The organism is Thalassospira sp. HJ (genome assembly GCF_000948415.1).
GTDB lineage: Bacteria > Pseudomonadota > Alphaproteobacteria > Rhodospirillales > Thalassospiraceae > Thalassospira.
The window spans coordinates 73,183-97,974 of sequence record NZ_JYII01000007.1; the positions used below are offsets into that span (position 1 = coordinate 73,183).

General features: G+C 52.8%; 24 protein-coding genes. 14 read left to right on the forward strand and 10 right to left on the reverse strand.

From position 1 onward, the window contains the following. The first annotated feature begins 120 nt into the window (after positions 1-120). Genes UF64_RS04315 through rfbA form a run of 5 tightly spaced genes read left to right on the forward strand, consistent with a single transcriptional unit; the run spans position 121 to position 4,362 of the window. Positions 121-1,056, forward strand: coding sequence for a ParA family protein (locus UF64_RS04315; protein WP_044827401.1), 936 nt, complete (start codon positions 121-123; stop codon positions 1,054-1,056). Positions 1,057-1,058: 2 nt separating this feature from the next. Next, complete coding sequence (locus UF64_RS04320; protein WP_044827402.1) at positions 1,059-1,457, forward strand: hypothetical protein; 399 nt, start codon at positions 1,059-1,061, stop codon at positions 1,455-1,457. A 56-nt stretch (positions 1,458-1,513) separates the two neighbouring features. Continuing rightward, positions 1,514-2,584: a dTDP-glucose 4,6-dehydratase gene (gene rfbB / locus UF64_RS04325; RefSeq protein ID WP_044827403.1), complete on the forward strand. Its 1,071-nt coding sequence runs from the start codon at positions 1,514-1,516 to the stop codon at positions 2,582-2,584. Then, positions 2,577-3,488 (forward strand): dTDP-4-dehydrorhamnose reductase, encoded by a 912-nt coding sequence (gene rfbD / locus UF64_RS04330; RefSeq protein WP_044827404.1) that lies wholly within the window; start codon positions 2,577-2,579, stop codon positions 3,486-3,488. Before rfbB ends, rfbD begins: the two co-directional genes overlap by 8 nt. After that, positions 3,481-4,362, forward strand: a complete 882-nt coding sequence (rfbA, locus tag UF64_RS04335; RefSeq protein WP_044827405.1) for a glucose-1-phosphate thymidylyltransferase RfbA — start codon at positions 3,481-3,483, stop codon at positions 4,360-4,362. The genes rfbD and rfbA overlap by 8 nt, the downstream gene beginning before the upstream one ends. 6 nt (positions 4,363-4,368) lie before the next feature. On the opposite strand, the gene rfbC is transcribed toward rfbA, so the two are convergent. The 3 genes from rfbC to UF64_RS04350 form a co-directional block, all read right to left on the reverse strand. Further along, positions 4,369-4,926 (reverse strand): dTDP-4-dehydrorhamnose 3,5-epimerase, encoded by a 558-nt coding sequence (rfbC, locus tag UF64_RS04340; RefSeq protein ID WP_044827515.1) that lies wholly within the window; start codon positions 4,924-4,926, stop codon positions 4,369-4,371. A gap of 94 nt (positions 4,927-5,020) precedes the next feature. After that, positions 5,021-5,611 carry a hypothetical protein gene (locus tag UF64_RS04345; protein WP_152630600.1) on the reverse strand — a complete coding sequence of 197 codons (591 nt, stop codon included), beginning with the start codon at positions 5,609-5,611 and terminating at the stop codon, positions 5,021-5,023. A 345-nt stretch (positions 5,612-5,956) separates the two neighbouring features. Then, positions 5,957-6,655, reverse strand: a complete 699-nt coding sequence (locus UF64_RS04350; protein WP_044827407.1) for a hypothetical protein — start codon at positions 6,653-6,655, stop codon at positions 5,957-5,959. A gap of 482 nt (positions 6,656-7,137) precedes the next feature. On the opposite strand from UF64_RS04350, the gene groES reads away from it, so the two are divergent. Continuing rightward, positions 7,138-7,425 carry a co-chaperone GroES gene (gene groES / locus UF64_RS04355; protein WP_044827408.1) on the forward strand — a complete coding sequence of 96 codons (288 nt, stop codon included), beginning with the start codon at positions 7,138-7,140 and terminating at the stop codon, positions 7,423-7,425. Between the two features lie 60 nt (positions 7,426-7,485). Next, positions 7,486-9,141, forward strand: coding sequence for a chaperonin GroEL (gene groL, locus UF64_RS04360; protein ID WP_044827409.1), 1,656 nt, complete (start codon positions 7,486-7,488; stop codon positions 9,139-9,141). Positions 9,142-9,236: 95 nt separating this feature from the next. On the opposite strand, the gene UF64_RS04365 is transcribed toward groL, so the two are convergent. The 3 genes from UF64_RS04365 to UF64_RS04375 form a co-directional block, all read right to left on the reverse strand. Further along, on the reverse strand, positions 9,237-11,108 hold the full coding sequence (locus tag UF64_RS04365; RefSeq protein ID WP_044827410.1) for a sensor domain-containing diguanylate cyclase: 1,872 nt from the start codon (positions 11,106-11,108) through the stop codon (positions 9,237-9,239). Between the two features lie 2 nt (positions 11,109-11,110). Beyond that, positions 11,111-12,103, reverse strand: a complete 993-nt coding sequence (dctP, locus tag UF64_RS04370; RefSeq protein WP_082049523.1) for a TRAP transporter substrate-binding protein DctP — start codon at positions 12,101-12,103, stop codon at positions 11,111-11,113. Positions 12,104-12,267: 164 nt separating this feature from the next. Further along, positions 12,268-13,362: an NADH:flavin oxidoreductase/NADH oxidase gene (locus UF64_RS04375; protein WP_044827411.1), complete on the reverse strand. Its 1,095-nt coding sequence runs from the start codon at positions 13,360-13,362 to the stop codon at positions 12,268-12,270. Here UF64_RS04375 and UF64_RS04380 point away from each other — a divergent pair. After that, a complete protein-coding gene (locus UF64_RS04380) occupies positions 13,361-13,624 on the forward strand; it encodes a hypothetical protein (protein WP_044827412.1) in 264 nt (87 codons plus the stop codon). The genes UF64_RS04375 and UF64_RS04380 overlap by 2 nt on opposite strands. A 38-nt stretch (positions 13,625-13,662) precedes the next feature. Then, positions 13,663-14,166: an Hsp20/alpha crystallin family protein gene (locus tag UF64_RS04385; protein ID WP_044827413.1), complete on the forward strand. Its 504-nt coding sequence runs from the start codon at positions 13,663-13,665 to the stop codon at positions 14,164-14,166. A 93-nt stretch (positions 14,167-14,259) separates the two neighbouring features. On the opposite strand, the gene UF64_RS04390 is transcribed toward UF64_RS04385, so the two are convergent. Beyond that, entirely contained in the window at positions 14,260-15,381 is a 1,122-nt protein-coding gene (locus UF64_RS04390) for a PLP-dependent cysteine synthase family protein (RefSeq protein WP_044827414.1), read from the reverse strand. Between the two features lie 252 nt (positions 15,382-15,633). Here UF64_RS04390 and fliN point away from each other — a divergent pair, with 252 nt between their 5' ends. After that, positions 15,634-15,936, forward strand: a complete 303-nt coding sequence (fliN, locus tag UF64_RS04395; RefSeq protein ID WP_040823589.1) for a flagellar motor switch protein FliN — start codon at positions 15,634-15,636, stop codon at positions 15,934-15,936. Between the two features lie 36 nt (positions 15,937-15,972). Here the strand turns inward: fliN and UF64_RS04400 are convergent, their stop codons facing one another. From UF64_RS04400 to UF64_RS04410, 3 genes are all read right to left on the reverse strand, one after another. Then, a complete protein-coding gene (locus UF64_RS04400; RefSeq protein ID WP_235284957.1) occupies positions 15,973-16,746 on the reverse strand; it encodes a tetratricopeptide repeat protein in 774 nt (257 codons plus the stop codon). 12 nt (positions 16,747-16,758) lie between these two features. Beyond that, on the reverse strand, positions 16,759-17,115 hold the full coding sequence (locus UF64_RS04405; protein WP_044827415.1) for a DUF2794 domain-containing protein: 357 nt from the start codon (positions 17,113-17,115) through the stop codon (positions 16,759-16,761). A 134-nt stretch (positions 17,116-17,249) separates the two neighbouring features. Then, the gene (locus tag UF64_RS04410; RefSeq protein ID WP_044827416.1) at positions 17,250-17,675 is read right to left on the reverse strand and encodes a hypothetical protein; all 426 of its coding nucleotides are present in this window, start codon (positions 17,673-17,675) and stop codon (positions 17,250-17,252) included. A 497-nt stretch (positions 17,676-18,172) separates the two neighbouring features. Between UF64_RS04410 and UF64_RS04415 the strand changes: the two genes are divergently transcribed. From UF64_RS04415 to UF64_RS04430, 4 genes are all read left to right on the forward strand, one after another. Then, positions 18,173-18,823 carry a tetratricopeptide repeat protein gene (locus UF64_RS04415; protein ID WP_044827417.1) on the forward strand — a complete coding sequence of 217 codons (651 nt, stop codon included), beginning with the start codon at positions 18,173-18,175 and terminating at the stop codon, positions 18,821-18,823. A 69-nt stretch (positions 18,824-18,892) separates the two neighbouring features. Continuing rightward, positions 18,893-20,227, forward strand: coding sequence for a PQQ-like beta-propeller repeat protein (locus tag UF64_RS04420; protein ID WP_235284958.1), 1,335 nt, complete (start codon positions 18,893-18,895; stop codon positions 20,225-20,227). A gap of 115 nt (positions 20,228-20,342) precedes the next feature. Next, positions 20,343-21,869, forward strand: coding sequence for a ribosome biogenesis GTPase Der (der, locus tag UF64_RS04425; RefSeq protein ID WP_044827419.1), 1,527 nt, complete (start codon positions 20,343-20,345; stop codon positions 21,867-21,869). Positions 21,870-22,167: 298 nt separating this feature from the next. Beyond that, positions 22,168-23,520, forward strand: coding sequence for a hypothetical protein (locus UF64_RS04430; protein ID WP_044827420.1), 1,353 nt, complete (start codon positions 22,168-22,170; stop codon positions 23,518-23,520). The last annotated feature ends 1,272 nt before the right edge of the window (positions 23,521-24,792 follow it).

Below are 24,792 nucleotides of genomic sequence, written 5' to 3' on the forward strand. Positions count from 1 at the left end.
GCTAGCAATGTTCCTGATGTCCATAATGCTAAAGTTGTTGGATAGAGTGCGTCGTCAGGATAGCATATATCCACTGATTAAGCGGTGAGTTGTTGGTAGCAAGATTCAACGGGGGTAGTCGTGAAAGTAGTCTCAGTAATCAATTATAAGGGCGGTGTCGGAAAAACGTCTTTGACCGCTAATCTTGCTGCAGAACTCGCATTTCGAGGGAAACGTATTCTGGTAATGGATTTGGATGCGCAAGCGAGTTTGACATTTTCATTTATCAAGCCAGATGAATGGCAGAATAGTTTTGCAAGTTCAAAAACGATCAAAACTTGGTTTGACGAGAGTGATGGCGGGGCTCAAATCTCATTAAAGGATCTCTGTCACAAGCCTGAGAGGGTAAATTCAGCTCTTCCACATGATTCGACCTTAGACATCATTCCCTCTCATCTTGGTTTGATTAATGTTGATCTTGAGCTTGCAACAAGATTAGGCGGAGCAAACCTTTCTCAGTCTAAGAAAAATTTTATTAGTGTACATAGGATGTTGGCTGATGGTCTAGATGATATCCGAGCAACAGGTCTTTACGATATCGTTTTGATTGACTGTCCTCCTAACTTCAATATTGTTACGAAAACTGCAATTATAGCAAGCGATTATATACTTGTACCCACTCGCCCTGATGAGCTTTCAACTTTGGGTATTGATTACTTGATGAGAAGTATTGGAGAGCTGCTTAAGGACTATAACGATTACGTTAAGGTCGTTTCTAATGATAGTAAAGATTTTGACGAGATATCGCCGATAGTTGTCGGGGTTGTATTTACTATGGTCCAAGAATATGCGGGTGAGCCAATGTCCGCGCAAAAAACGTACATAAAGAAATTGCAAACGGAAAGCGACCTCGCGATATTTGATTCCTATATCAAAAGGAACGACACCGTTTTCGCTGAGTCTCCAGTTTATGGAGTGCCCGTTGTATTGAACAGCTACTCTAACGTGAGTCACCAAAGTGTAGTGGATGGTTTAGAGGCCGTGGCTACAGAATTTCTCGAAAAGTTAGGAGAGTAATTTTGAAACCCGATCTCGCAGCGGAGATTTTACGGCGGATTGCGACTCTTATCGAGGAGGCGGACGAAGCTCAGTTGAAGGAATTTTTGGCTAAAATTCCAAAGCTAAAACCTGGAAAAGAAATTCGTTCAAAGAAAACTTTGAAAAACGAGAATGCATCAGATGATTTAGGTGCAATACTTAATAGGGTTATTTCCGCGCCCAATAGAGACGTAGGTATGGATATACTCGAAAAAAGCAAATTGAATAAAAATCAACTTACACGAATGGCAAAAATACAAAGTATTTACGTTTCAAAATCAGATAATATTGGAAGAATAAAAGAAAAGATTGTTGAGTCAACGGTGGGCGCGAGGTTGAGGTCAAACGCTGTCCGTGGGGCCATGCAGTCGAAAATTTAGCGAAGTACCCTAATTGTGGCTTTGAACCAACGTCACCAATTTTCGATGAGAGCAGAATGAAAGTTATCGTGACGGGCGGTGCAGGGTTTATCGGATCTGCTGTTTGTCGGCTTATGACCGGATTGAAGGGCTATGAAGTCCTTAATATCGACAAGCTGACATATGCTGGCGATCTGAGAACACTGGCGTCGATTTCGTCGCAGGACAATTATCATTTTGCCCATCAGGATATCTGCAACCGGGACGCTATCATCAAGCTGTTTGATACGTTTCAGCCCGATGCGGTGATGCATCTGGCCGCTGAAAGCCATGTTGATCGTTCTATCGACGGGCCGGGTGATTTCATTCAGACCAATGTGGTGGGCACCTTCACCTTGCTTGAAGTCGCGCGCGGTTATTTCGATAAGCTGCCTGCGGACAGGAAATCAAAGTTCCGTTTCCATCATATCTCGACAGATGAGGTCTATGGATCGCTTGGCAGTGAAGGACTGTTTACCGAAGAAACGGCTTATGCGCCGACCTCACCTTATTCGGCAAGCAAAGCGAGCTCCGATCATTTGGTGCTGGCGTGGTATCACACCTATGGGCTGCCGGTTGTGATCAGCAATTGCTCGAACAATTACGGGCCGTTCCAGTTTCCGGAAAAGCTTATTCCGTTGATGTGTCTTAACCTGTTGCATGGCAAGCAGCTTCCCGTTTACGGCGAGGGACTTAATACCCGCGATTGGCTGCATGTCGAAGACCATGCCGAGGCCTTGGTTAAAATCCTGACGGAAGGTCGGTTGGGCGAGAAATACAATGTTGGTGGTTGTAACGAGTTGACCAATATAGACGTCGTCAAACGGATCTTCGATACGGTGCGCGACATCGTGCCGGGCATCGTTTTTAAAAGTTTCGATGATGCGGTGACCTATGTGAAAGACCGCCCGGGGCATGATTGGCGATATGCCATCGATCCAACCAAAATGCAGACCGAACTGGGGTGGGCGCCGCAATATGATTTCGAAACCGGCCTGAAGCAGACCGTCGAATGGTATGTGAATAACCGTGCATGGTGGGAGCCGATCTTGAAAACCAAATATGCCGGCGAACGTCTGGGCAGTGCCAAGGGGCAAGCCGATGCCTAAAATCCTGGTGTTTGGAAAAACCGGTCAGCTGGCCAGTTGCCTTGCCAAGTGCGGGGATGAGTTTCCAAGTGCCGAGCTGGTTTTTGTCGGCAGGGATGAATGTGACCTTGAGGATGCCCGCCAGATAGAGCCGGTTATCAACCGCGTGCAACCCGATATCGTGATCAACGCCGCGGCATACACCGCAGTTGATCTGGCCGAGGAACAGCGTGATATCGCGTTCAAGGTCAATCGCGATGCTGTACGTGCTATGGCAGAGGCGCTTGCAAAACGCTCCGTCCCGCTGATCCATGTTTCAACGGATTACGTGTTCGATGGGCAGGCATCAAAGCCCTATACGGAGCAAGACCCGGTCTCGCCGTTGGGCGTATATGGCGAGAGCAAATATGCGGGCGAAGTTGCCGTCAGAGAAGCCAACGAAAAGCATCTGATTGTTCGCACGTCCTGGGTCTTCAGCCCGTTCGGGAAAAACTTCGTCAAGACGATGCTTCATCTTATGGCGCTACGAGACGAAATTCGTGTCGTGAATGACCAGACCGGGTGTCCGACCAGTGCCCATGATCTGGCGCGGGCTATTATGAAGCTCTGCGAAATGGCCGTTGCGAAGGATTTTGATAAGTTCGGCACGTATCATCTGTCGTCCGATCAGCCGCAAACATGGTTTGAATTTGCCAATCATATCCAAAAGGTCGGATCACAGGTCTGGGGTGCGGAATGGAAGGGCACGAACTGTCGCATCACACCGGTGCCGTCGTCGGAATATCCGACGGTCGCAGAGCGGCCCAAATATTCGGTGATGTCCAGCCAGCGCTTTGTCGACGCATTCGCGATACAGTTGCCAACCGTCGAGGAAAGCTTGAGCGCGGTTATTGAGAATCTTCCAAGGGAGAAGTTCGATGCGTAAGGGGATCATTCTGGCAGGCGGCACCGGGTCGCGTTTGCATCCATCGACACTGGTTGTCTCCAAGCAGTTGCAGCCTGTCTATGACAAGCCGATGATCTACTATCCGCTGACGACGCTGATGCTGGCAGGTATCAAGGATATTCTGATTATCAGCACACCGCGCGATGTGCCGCTGTTCAAGGATCTACTTGGTGATGGCTCGAAATGGGGCATCAATCTTGAATATGCGGTGCAGCCGGAACCGCGTGGTCTTGCCGATGCATTTATCGTTGGTGCGGACTTTATCGGGAATGACCCGTGCTGTCTGATTTTGGGCGACAATATCTATTTCGGTCATAACCTGACCGATTTGTTGCGAAGTGCGATGGATCAATCGGTGGGCGCAACCGTATTTGCCTATTACGTTCAGGATCCCGAACGATACGGTGTGGTCGAGTTTGACCGGGATGGTGTCGCACTTGATATCGAGGAAAAACCGGCACACCCCAAATCGAACTTTGCGGTGACCGGATTGTATTTCTATGACTCAGACGTGGTCGATATCGCCAAATCAATCAAACCATCAAAGCGCGGCGAGCTTGAGATTACCGATGTGAACAAGGCCTATCTCGAACGTGGCACGCTTAAGGTCGAAAGAATGGGTCGTGGCTATGCGTGGCTTGATACCGGAACGCACGCCGCGATGCTGGATGCAGCGAATTTCGTGCGCACGGTGGAAAGTCGTCAAAGCCTGAAAATTGCCTGTCCGGAAGAAATCGCGCTTCGAAAAGGCCTAATCTCGGTCACGCAGTTTGAAACCCTGATGAACGAGTTTGGTGCAAGTTCCTACAAGGCGTATCTGCAGACGGTTCTTCGGACCTATGATCTTTTGTGATCGGGTTTAAAACACCGGATTTTCGCAATAGTTCGCAAAGCTCATCGCAGTGGCGTCTTTTTCTGAAACAATCACCTCGGCTTCGCTAAAGGGCCAATCAATGGCGAGCTCCGGGTCATTCCACTTGATGGCGCGTTCGCTTTCCGGTGCGTAGGGGGCCGATACCTTGTAATTGACTTCGGTATCTGGTTCCAACGTGACAAAGCCGTGTGCGAAGCCGGCAGGCACAAACATCTGGTTCCATTCTTCTGCGCTGACCTCGGCCGCAACCCATTTCCCGAAAGTCTTGGAACCTTTTCGGATATCAACGGCGATATCAAGAATGCGACCCTTTGGGACCCTGATCAATTTATGCTGAGCATAAGGGGGGCACTGGAAGTGCAATCCCCGAAGAACGCCTACAGCTTGTGAGAGCGAGTGATTGTCCTGCACAAACTGATGATCAATCCCCGCCTTGGCAAAGGCTTCCATATTGTAGGTTTCCGAGAAAAAGCCCCGTTCATCGCCAAACTTCTTTGGGAAGATCATTTTGATGTCCGGGATTTCCAGGGATTCAATTTGCATCGGTGCCGCCTTGCGCAGGTTGAGCGATTTCACTTGGCTAATGGATAGCAGATGAAACGGCTTATTGCATTTGCGTATTTGCAGTGCGTCGGCGTTACATCGCACCGCTGCGTTCAAATGGCGGGTGATCGGTGAGATATTGCGACAGGCGGTTCATGAAGGGGGCGAATTCAGCGCCGAGGAAATGATAAAGCGCGCCGACCTTGACGGCTTCGAGTTGGACCGGTTCCTGGCCCTTGGCAAATGCACCGTTTGCGATGGCAAGGCGGATGGTTTCGTCTTCGGCAAGGAAGCGGTCGAAGGTGCCCATATTGTAGTGGGATATGACGTCATCGACATCGCGATGGCCGCTTTTGGTCTCGTCCGGGGTATTGGCAAGATATTGTTCCTGCCACGCCAGTCCGATCACGTAACCGGTTGGTCCGTCGGAATGAAGCTTGCTTCCCGGTGCCGCCCAGAGGCTGTTTGAAATTTCAAGTAACGGGACTTCGGACTGAACGAAGGCACGGGAATAATATTGGGCAGCAACCGGAAAACGAAACATCTCGCCATCCACTTGCCCCTCGTTAAACGCGATAAAGCCGCGACGGCCCGGCATGGTTTCAACCCGGATCGGACAGCCGAGCTTTTCGTAAATGTCGATCATCACCTTTGTGACGGCCGTTGCCAGTCGATCATTACTCACACTGCCCAGTTGTTTCGGGCAGTCGTTTGCTTGCTGGGCATGCGCAAGGCCGGGCAGTAAAACTGCCAGCACACAGATTAAGGCTTGCGTTCGTCGTCTGAAAACCATGGTCGTCTGTACTGCTTTCGAGCGCCAAATCAGATACTTGTCTTGATTTTAGATTGGAACGGCAAGGTCCGTCCTCAAGAGTACAACAATAGAAATATGTGTTTATTTTTAAGGTGAAGAGTACGTGGACCATTGCTATGCCAAGGCCAGCATGTCAAAGCGGTGGGCTAGTCCGGTGCCCTGATTGATGTCGATACCAAGGATGACTTCGCCGCAGCAATCGCTTGAGCGATCTGATCATTCAGCCTGTGGCGAACGGAACGGATCGGTTTTGGCGACCAGTTCGGAAAACTTCGTCATGAAGGGGGCATATTCCGCGCCGAGATAGTGAAAAAGCGGCAAGACGGAAATGGTTTCCTCAATCACCGGGGCCGGGGTATCGCCCAGGATGTCCTTTGCGATCATGTCATCGATATTGGTATCTGCCGCCAGGAAGCGCGTGATGCGGCCATTGGCATAGGCCTCATACAGTTCGGTGTTAAACATCATCGGCTTGGTCGGGACACCGGTTTTGTCGGTGTTTGTTTTGGCGAACTTTTCCTGCCAGGCCACACCAAGGGTAAAGGCAATCGGTGTTTGCGGATCATCGTCATTCGGGTTGCGCCACAGCCGGTTTGAAATTTCGCGCAAGGGTACGGATGAGCGGACAAAGGCGCGCGCATAGTTCTTTTCAGCGGGAATCGCACGCAGCAATTCACCATCCACCAGCCCTTCGTTGAAATGCAAGGGGCCGCGACGCCCGGGCAGTTTGACGGCCTGAAGCGGGCAGCCGAGATCGGCATAGACCTTTTGCAGGATTACAATCGCCTTTTGCGACATCGGTTCGTTTTCGACATATGCGATTTTTTGAGGGCACTGATAATCGACTTCATCGGCCAACGCGTTTGCACTGATCGCGGGGAGCAGGGCGCAAAACGCAATCACAAGGCTGGCCACGCGGCCGAATGTCGGGCGGCAGCCGTTATTGTAATGGCCGAAAATTGGGGTCGAAGGGCTTCTACGGCACGACATTGTTGCAATCCGGTGGTAATTACGCAGGTAGCGGGTTCGGGTGGAATTGCGATTTCTGTGTGAACCTTAGCCGTGAAAGACATCCTTTCCTAGGGATTTGAAAGGCAACCTTTAAAAGGGCACGTGTCTTGAGGCTTTTGCAAATGCGTGTCCTCGGGGTTGCGTCGCGGAACTGAAAATGTTCTGATCGGCCCGTCTTAAAAACACGGCGTGTTTTTGCTGCGCTGCACAGACGAAAATTGGCAAAAATCGTGACATTTCTGCGTCTTTTTTGATCTCCCTATTGACTTTGGACAGGCACTCCAATAAATGCTGTTAGCACTCGCCGGGGGTGAGTGCTAATACGGGCTCATCCCGGTTAGTCTTAGTTATTAACGAGCCTTAGCTTAAACACGGAGTTGTCTAAAATGAAGTTCCGTCCGCTGCATGATCGCGTCCTGGTACGTCGTGTCGAGTCCGACACCAAGACTGCCGGTGGCATCATTATTCCGGATACCGCCAAAGAAAAACCGCAGGAAGGCGAAGTCGTCGCTGTTGGTTCTGGCGTTCGCAAAGACGATGGCTCGGTTGCAGCCCTCGACGTCAAAGCAGGTGACAAAGTCCTGTTTGGCAAATGGTCGGGCACCGAAGTCAAGGTTGACGGCGAAGAACTGTTGATCATGAAAGAATCCGACATCATGGGCATCATGGAATAAGTCAGCCCTTTGGGTGACTTAAGTCCACGTTCATCCGTCTCATAGAGAGGAAAGAATATTATGGCTGCTAAAGAAGTAAAATTCTCCACCGACGCACGCGCCAAAATGCTGCGCGGTGTCGACATCCTGGCAGACGCTGTCAAGGTAACGCTTGGCCCGAAAGGCCGTAACGTTGTTATCGAAAAGTCCTTTGGCGCACCGCGCGTGACCAAGGACGGTGTTTCGGTCGCCAAAGAAATCGAGCTGACCGACAAGTTCGAAAACATGGGCGCACAGATGGTTCGCGAAGTCGCGTCGAAAACCGCCGATCTGGCTGGTGACGGCACCACGACCGCAACCGTTTTGGCACAGGCAATCGTTCGTGAAGGCAACAAGTCCGTTGCTGCCGGCATGAACCCGATGGACCTGAAGCGCGGCATCGACCTCGCAACTTCCAAAGTGATCGAATCCATCCAGAGCCGTGCACGTAAAGTTGCCGGTCGCGACGAGATCGCACAGGTTGGTAACATCTCTGCTAACGGTGACCGTGAAGTTGGCGACATGATCGCTGAAGCCATGGAAAAAGTTGGCAACGAAGGCGTTATCACCGTTGAGGAAGCCAAGGGCCTGCACACCGAACTCGACGTTGTCGAAGGCATGCAGTTCGACCGTGGTTACCTGTCCCCGTACTTCGTAACCAACCCGGAGAAAATGGTCGCAGAAATGGATGCTCCGTACATCCTGCTGTTCGACAAGAAAATCTCCTCGCTTCAGCCGATCCTTCCGCTGCTTGAGTCGGTCGTTCAGTCCGGCAAGCCGCTTCTGATCATTGCTGAAGACATCGAAGGCGAAGCACTGGCAACCCTGGTTGTCAACAAGCTGCGCGGTGGTCTGAAAATCGCTGCTGTTAAAGCACCGGGCTTCGGCGACCGTCGTAAAGCCATGCTCGAAGACATCGCCATCCTCACCGGTGGTCAGGTTGTCTCCGAAGATCTCGGCATCAAGCTGGAAAACGTTACCGTCGACATGCTGGGTACCGCGAAATCGGTTACCATCACCAAAGAAGAAACCACCATCGTTGATGGTGCTGGTGAGAAAGCACAGATCGAAGCACGCGTCGGCCAGATCCGCGCCCAGATCGAAGAAACCTCCTCTGACTACGATCGTGAAAAACTGCAGGAACGTCTCGCGAAACTCGCAGGCGGCGTTGCAGTGATCAAAATCGGTGGCGCTTCTGAAATCGAAGTGAAAGAACGCAAAGACCGCGTTGACGATGCCCTGCACGCAACCCGCGCTGCTGTTGAAGAAGGCATTGTTGCTGGTGGTGGTACCGCTCTGCTGTACTCCGTCAAGGCACTCGAAGGTCTCGAAGGTGAAAACCACGACCAGACCATCGGTGTTGACATCGTTCGCCGTGCCCTGCAGGCACCGGTTCGTCAGATTGCAACCAACGCTGGCGTAGACGGCGCGGTTGTTGCTGGCAAACTGCTTGAGCAGGACGACGTAGAGTTCGGTTATGACGCTCAGAAGGGCGAATACACCAACCTGATCAAAGCTGGCATCATCGACCCGGCCAAAGTTGTTCGTACTGCCCTGCAGGACGCAGCATCGGTCGCAGGTCTGCTGATCACCACCGAATGCATGATCGCCGAAAAGCCGGAAGAGAAGTCGGCTGGCGGCGCGCCTGACATGGGCGGCATGGGTGGTATGGGCGGCATGGGTGGCATGGGCTTCTAAGCCTTACCCCAACCGACCTTCACGCTACAGGAAAGGCCCCGCAATCGCGGGGCCTTTTTTGTTTCGGTTTGCCAGTTCGAAAAGAAGCTGTTTGCCTATTCAAGGCAACTTTGATTGCGGCCGTTTTCCTTGGCCTGATACAGCGCATGGTCAGCACGTTTAAGGATTTCCTCGGGCGTCTCGCCAAGGCGATAGGACGCAATACCCGCACTGACAGTGACCGGGATGATGGTATCTGCAAGCTTGGTCGGGGATTTTTCGATCCGCTCACGAATACGTTCGGCGACAAACCGCGCGCCTTCACCTTCGGTATCGGGCAACAGGACGACAAATTCCTCGCCGCCAAGTCGGAAGAACAGGGTTTCCTCTTCAAAGCGTAGCGCGTTGGCAGCCGTGCTGGTGACATGCTGCAAGACAAGGTCACCGGTATTGTGGCCATAGGTGTCATTCACATGTTTGAAATGGTCGATATCGATCATCACCAGTGAATAGGGGGCGCCATCGCGCACGGTTTTGGCATGCGTCCGTGCAATACGGTCTTCAAGAGCCGTCCGGTTGAGAAGGCCGGTCAGCGGATCATGAAACGCTTCGAATTCAAGGCTGAGGTTATGCAGCTTCTGATGATGGATGTTCTTGAGCAATCCGATCACGCGCACCGGATTGTTGAACTTGTCGCGTTCGGTGACCGATCCGCTATGGGTAAACCATTCCCAATGATCGCGATCACCAATCTGGATGCGGGCATCAACCTCGAATGACGGTGTTTGCCCGGCAAGATGGGCATTGAGCGCCTTGTTAAACGCGCGCCGATCATCGGAATGAATGCGCTGGCGCAGATCTGTGACATCGATCTTGTCGTCATCATTTTCGATATCAAGCAACCGATAGAAACTGTCAGAGAAATATCCGCGCCCCTCGGTGATGTTCCAATCCCACAGTCCCTGACCCGCAGTGTCGAGCGCGAATTGCAGGCGTTGATCAAGGGCGCGGCGCTTTCGTTCATCACTGCGTTTTGTTTGCCGGTCCAGTCGGATGCGCAACAGCAACACACCCGCGACCGCGACAATAACGATCGAAGCAATGATGGCGTTGCGCTGCGTCGAACGATACGCCTCAAAGAACCGGTCGGTCGATATCTGCATATAGACCTTAAGCGGCAAGCCGGGCAGGTTGGCATGCGACAGAACGATATCATCGCGGATGCGGGCCATTTCAGAATGTAAGGCCTCATCGCCGTGATAGGTTTGCCAGTATGCGGTTTCGGCCGGTGCCTCCACCCAATCAATGACTGTATCGGCGAGCGCATATTGGTTGGTCAGGATGTTTTCGCTGTTTGCGCCGGCGACGCGAATTTTCGCCTCGGTCAGGAATTTCTCAAGCGGGGTGTTTTCATAGGGGCTTCCGACCGACACCAGAATAATCACAATACCGGCAAAGCTGCCATCAGCGCGCCAGATACCACGTTCGGTGGCAATTTCATTGGCTTTCAGCCCCAGTTCCCCGGATTGCAAAAAGGCCGGTTCGATCCAGGCATCGCGATGACGTGACAGGATGACGTCGGTATCGAGCATCTTTTCGGTGATGTTCTGAAAGGTAAAGCTTTCGGAAACGACGCCCGTTTCAAGGATGTGAATGAAGCCGGTGATGTCGCTGTCATCCTGGACAATCGCGGTCATCTGCTTTTGCAGCGGGACGGGCATGGTATCGGTGTCTGACAACCTGCGTGCTGCCAGCAGTGCGACACTATCGGCCTTGGTCAGGATGGCCGACAGGCTATCGGCATAGGTTGAAATGCCGAATGCGGCGGTATCCAGCGCCTTTTGCGAGGCAATGCGATGTTCCGTGACGGTCTGACTGGCAAGCATGAACAGGACGCCCACCAGCAATCCGATCGACAAAAAGATGCTGAGGAACTCTTCGCCAAGAATTTGGCGCCAGTCATGGTGTTTGCGACGGGCCGGTGTCACGATCAGTCGCCCCCATGCTGTGCAAGGATATCAAGCATCTGATCGGAAATGCCGATTTCACGCGCCATGTCGCGCTGGTGACTTGCCAGATTACGCCGGACCGCTTCGCGTTCCTGATCGCTTGGGGCCGTGACGATGATGCCGTTTTCACGCAGCAGTGCCATCGAGCTTTCCTGATGGCTGACGGCCAGTTTGCGACCGGCGCCGATCATGTCTTCCCAATTATCAGTAATGGCCTTGCGTTGTGTCTCCGAAAGACGTTTCCAGATGTCACCGGAAATCAGCGGCACATAGAACGGATAATAGGAGTGGCTCAGAAACACATGGGTCAGGCCATGTTCCCACAAGGATGCGCTAACCACTGTGCTGCTGGTGGTAAGAAGCCCGTCAATCTCACCGCGATCAAGTGCCTCGGACACGTTGGGCCAGGGGATCAGAACCGGGACGGCACCAAGGGCGGCCAGACGAAGCGCATTGGCGTCCCCACCGGCATAACGAATGCGCAGGCCCTTAAGGTCGTCAAAACTGGCAACGGGTTTGTTGCGGGTGAAAATATGTGCTGGCCCCAGATCGAGCCATTTACCGATGACCTTGACGTTAAGCTGTTCTTCTAGCGATGCGTCAAGCGCCTGACCGACCGGGCCGTCTACCAACTTGCGCACATCCTCTGCGCCAAGGCCCATCAGGCTCGGCAATAAAAGGGCGTTGAGATCGCTGCTATATTGTCCAAGGTGCCAGACGCCGGGGGCGGCAATGGCGACCCGGGCGGTTGAAACGGCTTCGGCAACGTCACGGTCGTTAAATGCACGGGCGGAATGGACAACGTCGAAATGGTGGGCCGGGATGTCTGCATTCAAAGCTGCGGCATAGTTCTGCAGCACGACAGTCTGAAAATGTGATGTCGTGTTTTCTGTCGAAATCTGAATTTCGGCAGCCTTGACCTGCATGCCAAGCAGCAGGAATAGCCCCAGTAGTATAGGAAATCGTCCAGGCATTTCGCGCTTATCCGTCCAGTATCACCGGAATTGAAGCAGTCCGGTTGATTTAGAATCGTTCTGTATTTTGCGAAAAGTACCTGTGGGGTCAGAAAGGTGCCTTGACGCAAGTCAAGGCACCTATGCTTTGGGTTAGTTTTATTTCGGCTTAAATAATAAGCTACTCAACCAAAAAGACTTTTCAGGTTGCGCGGCTGGCACCGAAGGTATTGGGGGGCTGCTTTTACCTCTGCGCCAAGGGTTGCTGCTGCATGCCATGGCCAACGCGGATCATAGAGGATCCCGCGTGCAAGGGCGATGGCATCGGCCTGCCCGGTAAAGGTGATGGCCTCGGCCTGTTCGGCTTCGGTGATCAGGCCAACCGCAATCGTTGGCATCGATACTTCCGATTTGATGCGTGCGGCAAACGGCACCTGATAGTTCGGGCCGAGCGGGATTTTCTGTTCGATATGCAGGCCACCCGACGAGATATGGATAAAGTCGCATCCGCGCGCATCTAGCAGCTTGGCAAGGGCGACGCTTTGTTCGATATCCCAGCCATCCTCGACCCAGTCGGTCGCGGAAATACGAATGCCGACCGGGTAGTCCTTGCCAACGGCCGCACGGATGGCGTCAAAGACTTCGAGAACGATACGGGTGCGGTTTTCAAACGATCCGCCATATTCATCGTCACGCTTGTTGGCATGCGGTGACATGAATTGATGCAGCAGGTAACCATGCGCGCCATGAATTTCGATGGCGTCAAAGCCAAGCCGGACAGAGCGTTTTGCGCTTTCGGCAAAGGCCGAAACGATTTCGGCAATCCGCGCCTTTGACAGGCTTTCGGGAACCGGGTCGCCTTCCTTGAACGGGATGGCCGATGGGGCAACAACCTGCCAGCCATTTTCATCATCGGGTGAAAGCGCATGCGCACCAAGCCACGGCTTTTCGCAGGATGCCTTGCGCCCGGCATGGGCAAGCTGGACGGCAATTGGCATGTCGGAATGGCTGCGCACGGCTGCCAGAGTTCCGGCAAGGGCGGCTTCGGTTTCGTCATCCCAAAGGCCGACATCGCCATAGGTAATCCGGCCTGCGGGTTCTACAGCGGTGGCTTCGATGATCAGAAGCCCGGCACCCGACTGCGCCAGATTGCCCAGATGCATGTCATGCCAGGGTGCTGTTTTGCCATCGGTGGCGGAATACTGGCACATGGGCGCAATGATGATGCGGTTATCGAGTTCAAGCGACCCCAGCTTCAGGGGCGTGAAAAGCGTACTCATGGAAAACTTCCTTGGTTCTGGAAACGGGCAGGGCCCGATCAACAATGAAAAGAAGCTATCGCGCGCGCGCCCTGTTCGCCAGTCCGCAGCCAAATTATTTCAGGAAATGGAATGGCTTGGATGCGGCAGCGGTAAAAAACGCGAAAAAATTTCAAAAAAATGCATGGCAAGACTTGCGGAAACTTTCACCCGATCTATCTCAAGATCGGAAAGGGGCATGGTGTCCCGATACGCGTCAAGGTTGCAGCCTGGTCTGGACTGATGGCGCAAGATTACTCGTCTGTAATGGAGGGTACTATAATGACTGGTCTTCAGACTCTTAATGGATCCCGTCGTCTGTCTTCGGCACCGACTTATGGTGATCCTTTCACCCTACTTTCCCGTGATGTCGACCGCATGATCGGTTCGATCTTTGGTAACCGTGCCGTTGCTTCGGCAAAGGCGCCGGCAGAAGACGGCGAAGCCGCCAAAACGTGGCTCAGCCCGCAGATCGACATCTATGACGGCGAAGATCACTATGAGCTTTCCGCCGAACTCCCGGGCGTTGAACAGGATGACGTCGATGTCGAAGTGCTTGACGGCGTTCTGACCATCACCGGCGAGAAAAAATTCAGCCGTGAAAGCAAGGACGGTGCCCATGTCGTCGAACGCAGCTATGGCAGCTTCAAGCGGTCCTTCCGCCTGAATGACACCATTGATGCAGACAACATTACCGCATCGTTCAAGAACGGTGTTCTGGTGCTTACTCTTCCGAAGGTAGCAGAACAGAAGCCCGAGCCGCGCAAGATTGCGGTTAACGGCTAAGGACTGTCTCTCCTCCCTCGTGAAGTTCTCCCCTGATAGCCTGACGGGCGGTTTAACCGCCCGTCTTTTTTTGTGTTTGCTGGGGGCTGAAGCTCAGATCGCCGAACGGCGGACATAGCCGCTGCATTGATCAAGGGGCATGTCAAACAGACCCGTTTCATCAAAGCGTGCAAGCGCCTCTGTCCAGGGTGTCAGATCGATGTTCTGTGCCTTGAGCCAGTCGGGATTGTAATAGGTATCGCAATAGCGATCCCCGCCATCGCACAACAGGGTGACAACCGATCCCGATTGCCCGGCGGTTTTCATTTCGGAAATAAGTGACAAGGTGGCAATCAGGTTGGTGCCGGTCGAACCACCACAGCGCCGTCCAAGATGCTTTTCAAGGTAATAAAGGGCGGCAAAGCTCGCCGCATCGGGGATGCGATACATCCGGTCGACCACGGTCGGGTTGAAGCTGGGCTCCACACGGGGGCGGCCGATGCCTTCAACGCGTGATCCCTTGTTGTTGGTGACCGAACAGTCGCCGGTTTCATAGCCATCATAGAAAACCGAGTTTTCCGGGTCTGCAACACAGAGCTCGCAGCCCTGACCAAGGCTTCGGCCATAACGGATATAGCGCCCGACAGTCGATGACGTGCCACCAGTCCCAGCCCCAACCACGACCCAGCGCGGGACCGGATGGGTTTCACGTTTGAGCTGATCAAAGATGCTTTCGGCGATGTTGTTATTGCCGCGCCAGTCGGTTGCGCGTTCGGCATAGGTGAACTGGTCCATGTAATGACCGCCCAGTTCACGCGCCAGACGTTGCGATTCCTCATAGATCTGGCCGCTATGGTCAACCAGATGGCTTTCGCCGCCATAAAAGGCGATCTGATCGATTTTCTGCTGCGATGTCGATTTCGGCATCACCGCAATGAACCGCAGGCCCAGAAGCTTGGCAAAATAGGCTTCCGACACCGCGGTCGAGCCACTTGATGCCTCGATAATCGGGGTGTCCTTGGTGATCCAGCCATTGCACAGCCCATACAAAAACAGCGAACGCGCCAGACGGTGTTTCAGGCTGCCCGACGGGTGGGTCGACTCATCTTTCAAATACAACCCGATATCGCCAAGCTTGGGCAGATCAAGGCGGATCAGATGGGTGTCGGCAGACCGGTTGAAATCGGCTTCAATCGTGCTGATGGCATCTGCCACCCATTGGCGGTCATAGGGCATGAAACATCCTGACTCTGGTTGGATCACTGTGTGGGCATGGTTGGGGCATGGCCCGGAATTGCGATCTGTTTAGGTCAAAATAATACAAAAAACGACAGTAAAATTGTGTCGATACATTCGGGGCAGAGTAGGGGCCATCGGCCCGCCCATATCGATTTTCAACAGATTGGGCTTGCTAACACTTTTTTCAAAGCTAACCTTTAAAGTACAAGGTTCTCGATTCTTTCGATTTGACTGGATGGCTCGCAAATCATGGCTGACGACGATAAGGATCCGTTTAGCGTACGCATGGGTGCCTCGGACATCGGGGCGGCTTATGATGTGCCTGTGCGCGTATCAACGGTGATTGGCAAAAGCCAGATTCAGGTCGCGCAATTGATGCGCCTGACGCGCGGGGCCGTGCTTGAGCTCGACCGCCGTGTCGGTGAGCCGGTCGATATCTATGTCAATAACCGGCTGGTGGCGCGCGGCGAGCTGGTCGTGGTTGATGAAAACCTTGGTGTGACCATTACCGAAGTCGTCAAAAGCGGCATGGTCATAGAGACCCACCACTAATCTCTTCAAATGTGAAATGGACCCGTTGTTGTCAGCCTACAGCAGGCTTTCGGCGGCAAGGCGTTTATCGACGCGTGCGATTTCTTCGGGGCGCAGACGCGGTTCAAGGGCTGCAATGGCCGCATGCGGATCCAGTGGTTCTTCCTCGCCCGCACCTGTCGGGAAGGTGATCGTGCCGCGTGCCGAACGTCTGAGCCAGTAATAGGCATCGGCGTAGTTCTGTTTGACACCCCAGCCACGTTCAAGCAGGGCACCATACATGAACTGCCCGGCATGCATGTTTTCGTTTGCGGCGATTTCAAAATAGTGGGCGGCTTCGACAAAGTTCTGACGCACACCGCGCCCATGAAAATACTGCACGCCGATCATATAGGCGGCGTTGCCGTTATGCGGGTCGATCTCAAGCGCGCGTTTGAAATATTTGGTGGCCCGAAAATGGTCATAGGACAGGCCATAGCCATTGAAGTGCAGCAGACCAAGATAATAGGTCGCGCCACCATGGTTGGCATTTGCCGCCTGAATGAACCGTTCGGCCGCCAAGGCATATTCAGGTTTGCCCAAATCACCACGAAAATACATCAGGCCAAGCGCGTATTGGGCGTAAGGGTCGTCTTCCTCTGCCGCCAGTTTCCAGAAGGACTGTGCCCGCCGATAATCACCCGCCTGATAGGCGTAATATCCGGTCTGGTATTCCTTGCTCATGCCAGCCGTCTGGCCGCTTGTGGGCAGCAGCACACAGGCAAGCAGGATCAGGACGAGAGCGATAAGGGGATGTCGGCCGTAATGGCAGGCCGATGGGCGGCGAGTCACGTTATGGAACCATCAGGAATTTGTTTTAAAGAGCGGGACGACCTTGCGGGCGCGTTTTTCGATGGCTTCAAGCACATTGACGATATCGGAACTTTGTTTGATGCGCTCACCACTATGCAGGGCGACAAACTGTCCGGCGTTTTTGTGTTCGCTGCCCAATTTTATGATCGTGAAAAGTGGGGTTTCGTGGGTGGACCGGAAAATGGAAAACATCGCCATCCCGTCCAGATGGTCGATGGCATAATCCTTCCAGGCACCGCTGGCAACCTGTCTTGAATAGGTGTTCATGAGTTTCATCAGTTCAGTCCGGTCAAAATGCACAAAGCTCTTGGCTTTGCGGTACTTCGCCAAATCGAACAATGTTCCCATGGGTTACTCCGCCAGCGTGTGTCCGTGATTATCTTCGGCCCGGGAGCTTGATGACAACCATGTGACACGGTAGCGCGGATTGACCGATGTCTCAAGTTTCAATGGATGAAAAGCACGCCAAACAGTGTGCGTGTTTACAGGCTGCGCGAACGGGTCGGCGGCCAATCCACGGTTTGCGATCCGGTGTTATACGGGTCCGGCGTGCGGTAGCAGCTGACAGCCGCCAGCGAGCGATAGCAATAAAGCGGGGTTTCCGGCACGGGTTCCTTTTTGCAATAGGATTTGCCGTCAATCTTGCGGATGGTCGAGCAATCCTGACCGGTCGAAAGCGAAACCGCATGGTCAATCAGGGTCTTGTCGGAGTTCACAATGCTGATCACGTCAAAGGCCAGATACCATTCACCACCGGTGAAGATGCTGGTGCCGACAATATCGGACATCGTCGTGCTGCAACCCGAAACGGTCGATCCCATGACAGCGGCAAACAGCCCGGCAAGGATACGCTGTCGGATAATGCGCCGTTTTGAGGCCTTGGTATGTGCAATCTCGCGACGTTTCATTGTGGTCTCCGTCCGCGCACCGGGCAATTATGACCGATGACAAGTTCAAATCTGTTCCCTTGCAAGACATATAAGCAAGCCCTGTGCCGAACCGCAGGTGCGCCGTCCATAAAAGGCCATATGGCATTCCATCGCCATGTTTCCAGCCGGTTTTGGCAATGTCACGACCCGCGTGTGCGTTTGTGATGCTGCCCGGCAAAGCTTTCAAAGCGGTTTAAAACGGTCGATCTTGCGGGTGATTTCTTTAGCTGGCAGGCAATTCTTTCCCGTCGGGATGAGGTTGCCCGAATTGGGCCATATCGGGCTGATAGCACCTGCATTTGTGATGTTGCGCGCCCGCTTATTTCAGGGGCGGGTGAAAATAATCATAGGAATGACCGGATTGGTGTCGAGCAGACTTGACCCTGTACCCGCTGGCGCGTTAAATCCTTGCCAGAATTTTTTCAGATAAGCGGGCAGGTTGCCCGCTTTATTGTGACCGGATTGGAGCCGTTTTCGTGGTTGATATTTTCCAGGAAGTCGAAGAAGACCTGAAGCGTGAACGCAGCGAAGAGCTGTGGCGCAAATACGGGAAATACGTGATCGGCGTTGCAGCGGCCATCGTTCTGGGTGTTGCCGGTCGTGAAGGCTGGAAAACCTATGAGAGCAGCACCAGCATTGAAAACGGTACCCGTCTTGCCAATGCTGTCGAACTTGCACAGGACAGCGCAACCGATCAGGACGCCGCACTGGCCGCCCTTGATGCGATCATTGCCGATGGCAATGCCGACTTTGTCGCTCTTGGCCATTTCCAGAAGGCAGCTGTTTATCTGCGCGCTGATGCGGTTCCGTCTGCGATTACCGAACTCGAAGCCATTGCCGGTAATTCCGACATTGAGCAGGTTTACCGTGACCTTGCCGTGGTGCAGATCGCAATGAACAGCGCGAGTGCCGGCAATGCATCGGACCTGATTGCCCGTCTGGAGCCGATCGCGGTGCCGGAAAATGCATGGTATTACTCGGTACGTGAAATGATCGCACTTCTGCACATCGCCGGTGGCGAGGTCGAGGCCGCCAAGCCGCTTCTGACCGAGATCGCAGACGATAGCAGTGCGCCGCAGGGCATGCGTGCACGCGCAAGTGAAATTCTCAAGGCTGTTGGTGCCTAACGTCACCCAGACACCAACGGATCGCGATCTGCGATCCACATGACGTGAGCTTTTTCAGGGGATAGGGTTTTGACCACACGCGGTATTAAGTCACTTCTGTGCGTAATGGGCCTGACGGGCCTTTTGGCAGGGTGTTCTGGTTGGCTTGGCGAGGCGGAAGATCCGCCGCTTCCGGGCGAGCGTATTTCTGTCCTTGCCCTGCAAAGCACGGTTCAGCCTGATGTGGCGCTAAGTGATCAGCGCGTGATCCTGCCCGAACCCGAACCGATGGTCGATTGGCCGCAGAATGGCGGCTATCCGAGCCACGCGTTGCATCACGTTGCCCTTGATAACGAAGTCCTTGAGCAGGACTGGTCGATTGATATCGGCGAAGGGTCGATGGATGACAACCTTCTGCTCAATCAGGCGATTGTTGCCCGTGGTGTGATCTTTACCATTGATGCCTCTGCCGAAGTGCGCGCCTATGCCGCGACCTCGGGCAAGCGCATCTGGTCGCTTGAACTGGCACCCGAAGACGAAGAAGACAGCACCCTTTTGGGCGGTGGTCTGGCTTATGAAGCCGGTGTCATCTATGCCACGACGGGCTTTGCTGAAATCATCGCGATTGATGCACCAAGTGCCACGGTTCTATGGCGTCAGCAGGTCAGTGCACCGATGCGTTCTGCACCGACCGTTCGCGGGGGGCGCGTCTTTGCCATTACCATTGATAACCAGACTGTTGCTTTTAATGCGCGGACCGGTGAAACGCTTTGGAGTCACCGTGGTGCAGCCGAAGGCGCATCCTTTATCGGTGGTGCCAGCCCCGCAGTTGATCAGGGCGTTGTGATTTCGGCCTATTCCACGGGTGAGCTTTATGCCCTTCGCGTGGAAAACGGTCAGGTGATCTGGTCGGATGCGCTGGCGGCTGCCGGTCGTACCGATGCGGTGTCGGCAATCGCTGATATTCGTGGCCTGCCGGTGATTGATAATGATCTGGTGATTGCGACAAGCAACTCCGGTCTTACGACGGCGATTGACCTGCGTACAGGCTATCGTGTCTGGGAATTGGAGGCCGGTGGCATCCAGTCACCATGGGTAGCCGGCGAATATGTATACCTGCTAACCAATACAAATGACTTGATTGCCTTGCGTCGGAAGACCGGACAGGTTAAATGGGTCACCGTTCTGCCCCGTTATACCGATCCCGAGGATCAGGAAGGCCCGATTGTCTGGACAGGGCCGGTTCTGGCCGGTGACAGGTTGATCGTTGGTAACGAGCAGGGCGAAGTAATGACTGTTTCCCCTTATAGCGGTGACATTCTGGGAATGGATGAAGTATCCGGCCCGATCACCTTGCCGCCATCTGTTGCCGGTGACAGCCTTTACTTCCTGACTGCGGATGCCGATCTAATCGCATATCGCTGATCGGTCAGGAACGAACACAGTTTTCGCAAGGTTTCCTTGCAGGTTTTTGCGATGCGCCGTGGGCCCGAATGCCCGCGGCGCATAACGCCTTTTATAACGAGAGTCTGAAAATCAGATGTCGCTGAAAGTTGCCATTATCGGTCGCCCCAATGTCGGGAAGTCGACCCTGTTTAACCGTCTGGTCGGCAAAAAGCTGGCACTTGTGGACGATCAGCCCGGCGTGACCCGTGACCGTCGTTACGGCAAGGGCCGCCTTGGCCATATGTCCTTTGACGTCATCGATACCGCTGGCCTTGAAGAAGCGTTTGATGATTCCGTCGAAGGCATGATGCGCCAGCAAAGTGAAAAGGCGTTCGAGGAATGCGACGTTGCGCTGTTCCTGATTGATGCCCGTGCCGGTCTGACGCCGCTTGATAACCACTTTGCCGACTGGTTGCGCAAGCGCAAAAAACCGGTCTATGTCATTGCCAACAAGCACGAAGGCAAGGATCAGGATCCGGGCCTTTATGAGGCCTATGGTCTTGGTCTTGGCGATGTTGCGCCGATCTCGGCCGAGCATGGCCTTGGTATCGAGTTGCTCTATGACATTCTTGAACCGCACTGGGAAGAATGGAAAGACCGCGAACGCGTCGCCAAGCAGCATGCCCGTGAAGAGGCAGAAGCCACCAGTGACGACGAAGACGATGATATCGACGATCTGATCGATCCGGATGGCTTTGCCGATGACGAGGGCGAGGTTTTCCCGTCCTATGAAATCGAATTCAGCGAAGATGATGAAGACGAAGACGGTGAATTGATTGTCGATGGTACGCGCGACAATTCGAAAATCCAGCTCGCCATCGTTGGTCGCCCGAATGCCGGTAAATCAACCCTTCTGAACCAGCTTCTGGGCGAAGAACGCGTCATGACCGGCCCGCAGGCTGGCCTTACCCGTGATTCGATTGCCGTTGACTGGTCCTATGAAGGGCGTCCGATCCGTCTGGTCGATACTGCTGGTATGCGCCGCAAGAAGAAGATCGATGACCGTGTCGAGAAGCTTTCGGTTGCCGATACGCTGCGCGTGATCCGCTATGCGCAGGTCGTGGTCCTGATGATCGATGCGACCAACACGCTTGATAAGCAGGATTTGACCATTGCGCGTATGGTGCTCGAAGAAGGCCGTGCATTGATCATTGCAGTGAATAAGTGGGATGCAATCAAGGACAAGGCTGGTGTCATGCAGGACCTGCGTGACAAGCTTGATGTTTCCTTTGCCCAAGCCAAAGGTATTCCGGTTCTGACCTTCTCGGCCCTTACCGGGCGCGGCACGGATCGTTTGATGCCAACGGTTCTTGATATCCACGATATCTGGAGCCGCCGCATCCCAACCTCGCAGCTTAACCGCTGGCTCGAAGCCACGACCGAGCGCCATCTGCCGCCGGTCATTTCCGGGCGTCGTATTCGCCTGCGCTACATGACCCAGGCGAAATCGCGTCCGCCAAGCTTCTTTATCAACTGCTCCAAGGCGGCTGAACTGCCCGAAAGCTATACGCGCTATCTGATCAATGGGTTGCGCGAAGATTTCGACATGCCGGGCGTTCCGATCCGTATTTACCTTCGCAGCAGTGACAACCCCTATGCCAACAAGAAAAAGAAACGCTAGTTTCGGTAATCTTGCCAAACAGAACAAAGCCGCCCTCGGTCATGATGGGCGGCTTTTTATTTGTGTGGGAGCGTTGATTTATAGCGGAGTAGGTTAGGCATAATCATTTCCGCTGTTTAGTTAAACCGGTTCAATACTACTTCAAAGAGGGGATGTCCCATTTTAAATCAGTCCATGGTGAAATTTTCCTACCAAATACTACCATAACGATATATAAGCATTTTCCTAATATAAAAATCTTGAATGTCTTTTGGGGGCGAATATCAGGATCAAAACCGCACATTCTGCAGGAGGGAAAATGACTAATATTTTCGATGAATTTGTACGGAGTTTGGCTGCTCGGTGCTTTACGGTGTTTGTGCTTGGTATCCTCCTTTTTGGAGGTGAGGTAAAAGCGGAGCCTGTTCTGTTAAAAGATGGAATAACAAGAACCGCTGACGGCGTACTCGAAGAGGCTGCGGCAAACTGGGTGAATTGCGCAAGAGAACTTCCCATTCCTTATTTACAGACGTGCCGCATCAACGAACCGGACAAAGTGGTAACTTTTCGTTATGGAGCAGAGGGGAGCTATTTCTTCTACGTTTTTAAGAGCGTGAAACCAATTGAAATTACCTGTTGGAATAATGTTTTGGGGGACCCAAATCCTGGGGTTCCAAAGTTCTGTGATTATACGACAGGTACCGTGTATGGGGGGCTTGACGGGACCGATTATAGGGAAGTGGCAAAAGAAGGAGAGCAGTTTAATGTTGATGTTTCTGCCCGAAACGTATGGGTCCGGTTCGGTTTCGTTGGGGCTGCAGGTGGGCAGTGGTATTACCGAACGGTAAATAGTAAGCAAAAACTCACCTGTAACATCGCAGAGATGGGGCAGGGGTTTGATCCTGCGCCGAATATAAAAAAGGTTTGCCAGGTTGGGCCAGTCGTACAGGAAATTCAGAACGCATTCAAAAAGTGCGCGACGGAAGGGGCGACTTGTACTGTCACCGATCGGCCTGTCTTCGTCCGATATGGTATAGATGACAGTTGGACGCAGCGTTTGATGAGGACGCCTTCTTCAAAGCCGTTTGCTTGCACAAACTCTCAATTTGGTATTGATCCTGCGCGGTTAAAAAGCAAGGAGTGCTGGTTTTCCGAATATGTTCCTGCGCCGGGTGCGACCAATGTCTATGGGCAGTGGAAGCAGAAACAAACCTGTTTCGGAAATGCATGTGGAAGCTTGTCGGCCACTGTCTCTAGAGGCGTAAGTACTACGGATAGTTGGGAAAAAACTGATAGTTACGGGCAGAGTATTACCACAAAGATTGAAAGTGGTGAGCTTCCAATATTAGGTGGTGGAAAAGTTAGTGCAGAAGCAGGGCTTACTTTTTCGCAGACAAGTAGTTGGTCATCGGCATCTACCACTGAAATAAAAAATGGGTTTGAGGTTCAATGTAATTTTGGGTCTGTTTCAGATACATCTTTTGGAGAGATGTGGCAGTTTGAAACCATTTCTAGTAGCCAGTGTCTGGATAAAATCACATGTTCTGGAAGCATTGAGGTTCTAGATTATATGTGCATTGTTTGGAAAGAAATACCTAAGGAAATGAATCCGCCAGTTTGTCTTCCTGGATATTGTAAAAACAATGCTTGTACGGAATGCACATACAACTGACCGAGGTTGGATAATGCTTTAGGCTCATAGTCCGCTTGATGAAATACTGTACTCGTTGAGCACGTAATGTTGGTGGTTCTTGATGTTCGTGATATCAAGGATCACCTTGCAAAGCCGTCCCGTTTACAATGGGGCGGCTTTTCTTGTTGATGCCGGTTGGGCTCAGTCTCTCTATCTGGTGCTGGATGATGGCTTCTCCATTGGTATAAGGTTCCTTGCTTTGCGCTTGGGTGCTATATTTTGGTATAGTATACGGGTATTCGCAAAACGCGATTTGCCAAGTGAAGGCCTACGGACCAAATTGATGCGTTTGAAACATGTATTGATGGCTTGTTTTATGGTGCTTTCAGCAGCGCCGTTGGTTTTGTCGGTTTTGACCTTGCACATCCATAGTGCAGGTCAATATCGTCAACAGGTTGCCGAAAATCTTGCTGCCATTTCAGAATTGGCCAAAAAGCGACTTTTGACAGCAGTTGAACGCATTGAAGACAATACTTCTCTGATTGCCAGTCGCACCGAACTTCGCCGACAACTATTTGCCTATCAGGAAAAACAAAGCCCGGCAGCGTTGGTTTCGATCAATCAATCTCTTGATGACGCCAACAGCTATGTGGCGGCTATCCGCAATATTACAGTGTTTGATATTTATGGGCGGCCGGTGGCATCTTCTGGCCGCTTGCGGGTGCAGATAAACACAACCCTCGCAGATGACGACCAAAATTCCATCTTTCTGCTGCGTGAGGAAGATCTGCTTGTACGTAGCGTTCGTAAGCTGGAAATCGGTAGCACCCATGTCGGGTATTTGGCCGTTGATTTTTCGGCGGCGTTTATTCTTGATCTAGCGGAGGACGTGACCGGGCTTGGTCAAACAGGTGAATGGCTTTTTGCGGTCCGGGGCAAGGATGGCAGTGCACTATTTGCCGTACCTTTGAAATATGACCCAGATGCCGCATTCCGCCGGTCAATTCCCCGTGCACGAACAGATGTCCCGATCACGCAGGCATTACTGGGCAATGAAACGATCCTTGAGCATGCACCCGATTATCGCGAAGAACCAGTAATGGCGTCGACACGTTACCTGCCCAGTATGGACTGGGGGCTGGTTGCCAAGATCAATGAGGATGAGATCGCGGCAACGATCATGGAAGCCAACAAATACCTGATTTATATCGGGGTTGCCATTGTCCTGGCTGCGATGTTTGCTGCATTTTGGATCTCGGCCCTGATTGCACGACCGGTCGAGCAGCTCAGGCTTGCAACCCGAAAGGTCAT

Excerpts from the sequence above, each read along its gene's own strand:
- rfbD (WP_044827404.1), top strand. The coding sequence starts at position 2,577 with ATGCCTAAAATCCTGGTGTTTGGAAAAACCGGTCAGCTGGCCAGTTGC.
- rfbC (WP_044827515.1), bottom strand. The coding sequence starts at position 4,926 with ATGCAAATTGAATCCCTGGAAATCCCGGACATCAAAATGATCTTCCCA.
- groES (WP_044827408.1), top strand. The coding sequence starts at position 7,138 with ATGAAGTTCCGTCCGCTGCATGATCGCGTCCTGGTACGTCGTGTCGAG.
- rfbA (WP_044827405.1), top strand. The coding sequence starts at position 3,481 with ATGCGTAAGGGGATCATTCTGGCAGGCGGCACCGGGTCGCGTTTGCAT.
- UF64_RS04375 (WP_044827411.1), bottom strand. The coding sequence starts at position 13,362 with ATGAGTACGCTTTTCACGCCCCTGAAGCTGGGGTCGCTTGAACTCGAT.
- UF64_RS04385 (WP_044827413.1), top strand. The coding sequence starts at position 13,663 with ATGACTGGTCTTCAGACTCTTAATGGATCCCGTCGTCTGTCTTCGGCA.
- der (WP_044827419.1), top strand. The coding sequence starts at position 20,343 with ATGTCGCTGAAAGTTGCCATTATCGGTCGCCCCAATGTCGGGAAGTCG.
- UF64_RS04430 (WP_044827420.1), top strand. The coding sequence starts at position 22,168 with ATGACTAATATTTTCGATGAATTTGTACGGAGTTTGGCTGCTCGGTGC.
- UF64_RS04380 (WP_044827412.1), top strand. The coding sequence starts at position 13,361 with ATGGAAAACTTCCTTGGTTCTGGAAACGGGCAGGGCCCGATCAACAAT.
- UF64_RS04390 (WP_044827414.1), bottom strand. The coding sequence starts at position 15,381 with ATGCCCTATGACCGCCAATGGGTGGCAGATGCCATCAGCACGATTGAA.
- UF64_RS04405 (WP_044827415.1), bottom strand. The coding sequence starts at position 17,115 with ATGGGAACATTGTTCGATTTGGCGAAGTACCGCAAAGCCAAGAGCTTT.
- UF64_RS04410 (WP_044827416.1), bottom strand. The coding sequence starts at position 17,675 with ATGAAACGTCGCGAGATTGCACATACCAAGGCCTCAAAACGGCGCATT.
- dctP (WP_082049523.1), bottom strand. The coding sequence starts at position 12,103 with ATGCCTGGACGATTTCCTATACTACTGGGGCTATTCCTGCTGCTTGGC.
- groL (WP_044827409.1), top strand. The coding sequence starts at position 7,486 with ATGGCTGCTAAAGAAGTAAAATTCTCCACCGACGCACGCGCCAAAATG.
- rfbB (WP_044827403.1), top strand. The coding sequence starts at position 1,514 with ATGAAAGTTATCGTGACGGGCGGTGCAGGGTTTATCGGATCTGCTGTT.
- fliN (WP_040823589.1), top strand. The coding sequence starts at position 15,634 with ATGGCTGACGACGATAAGGATCCGTTTAGCGTACGCATGGGTGCCTCG.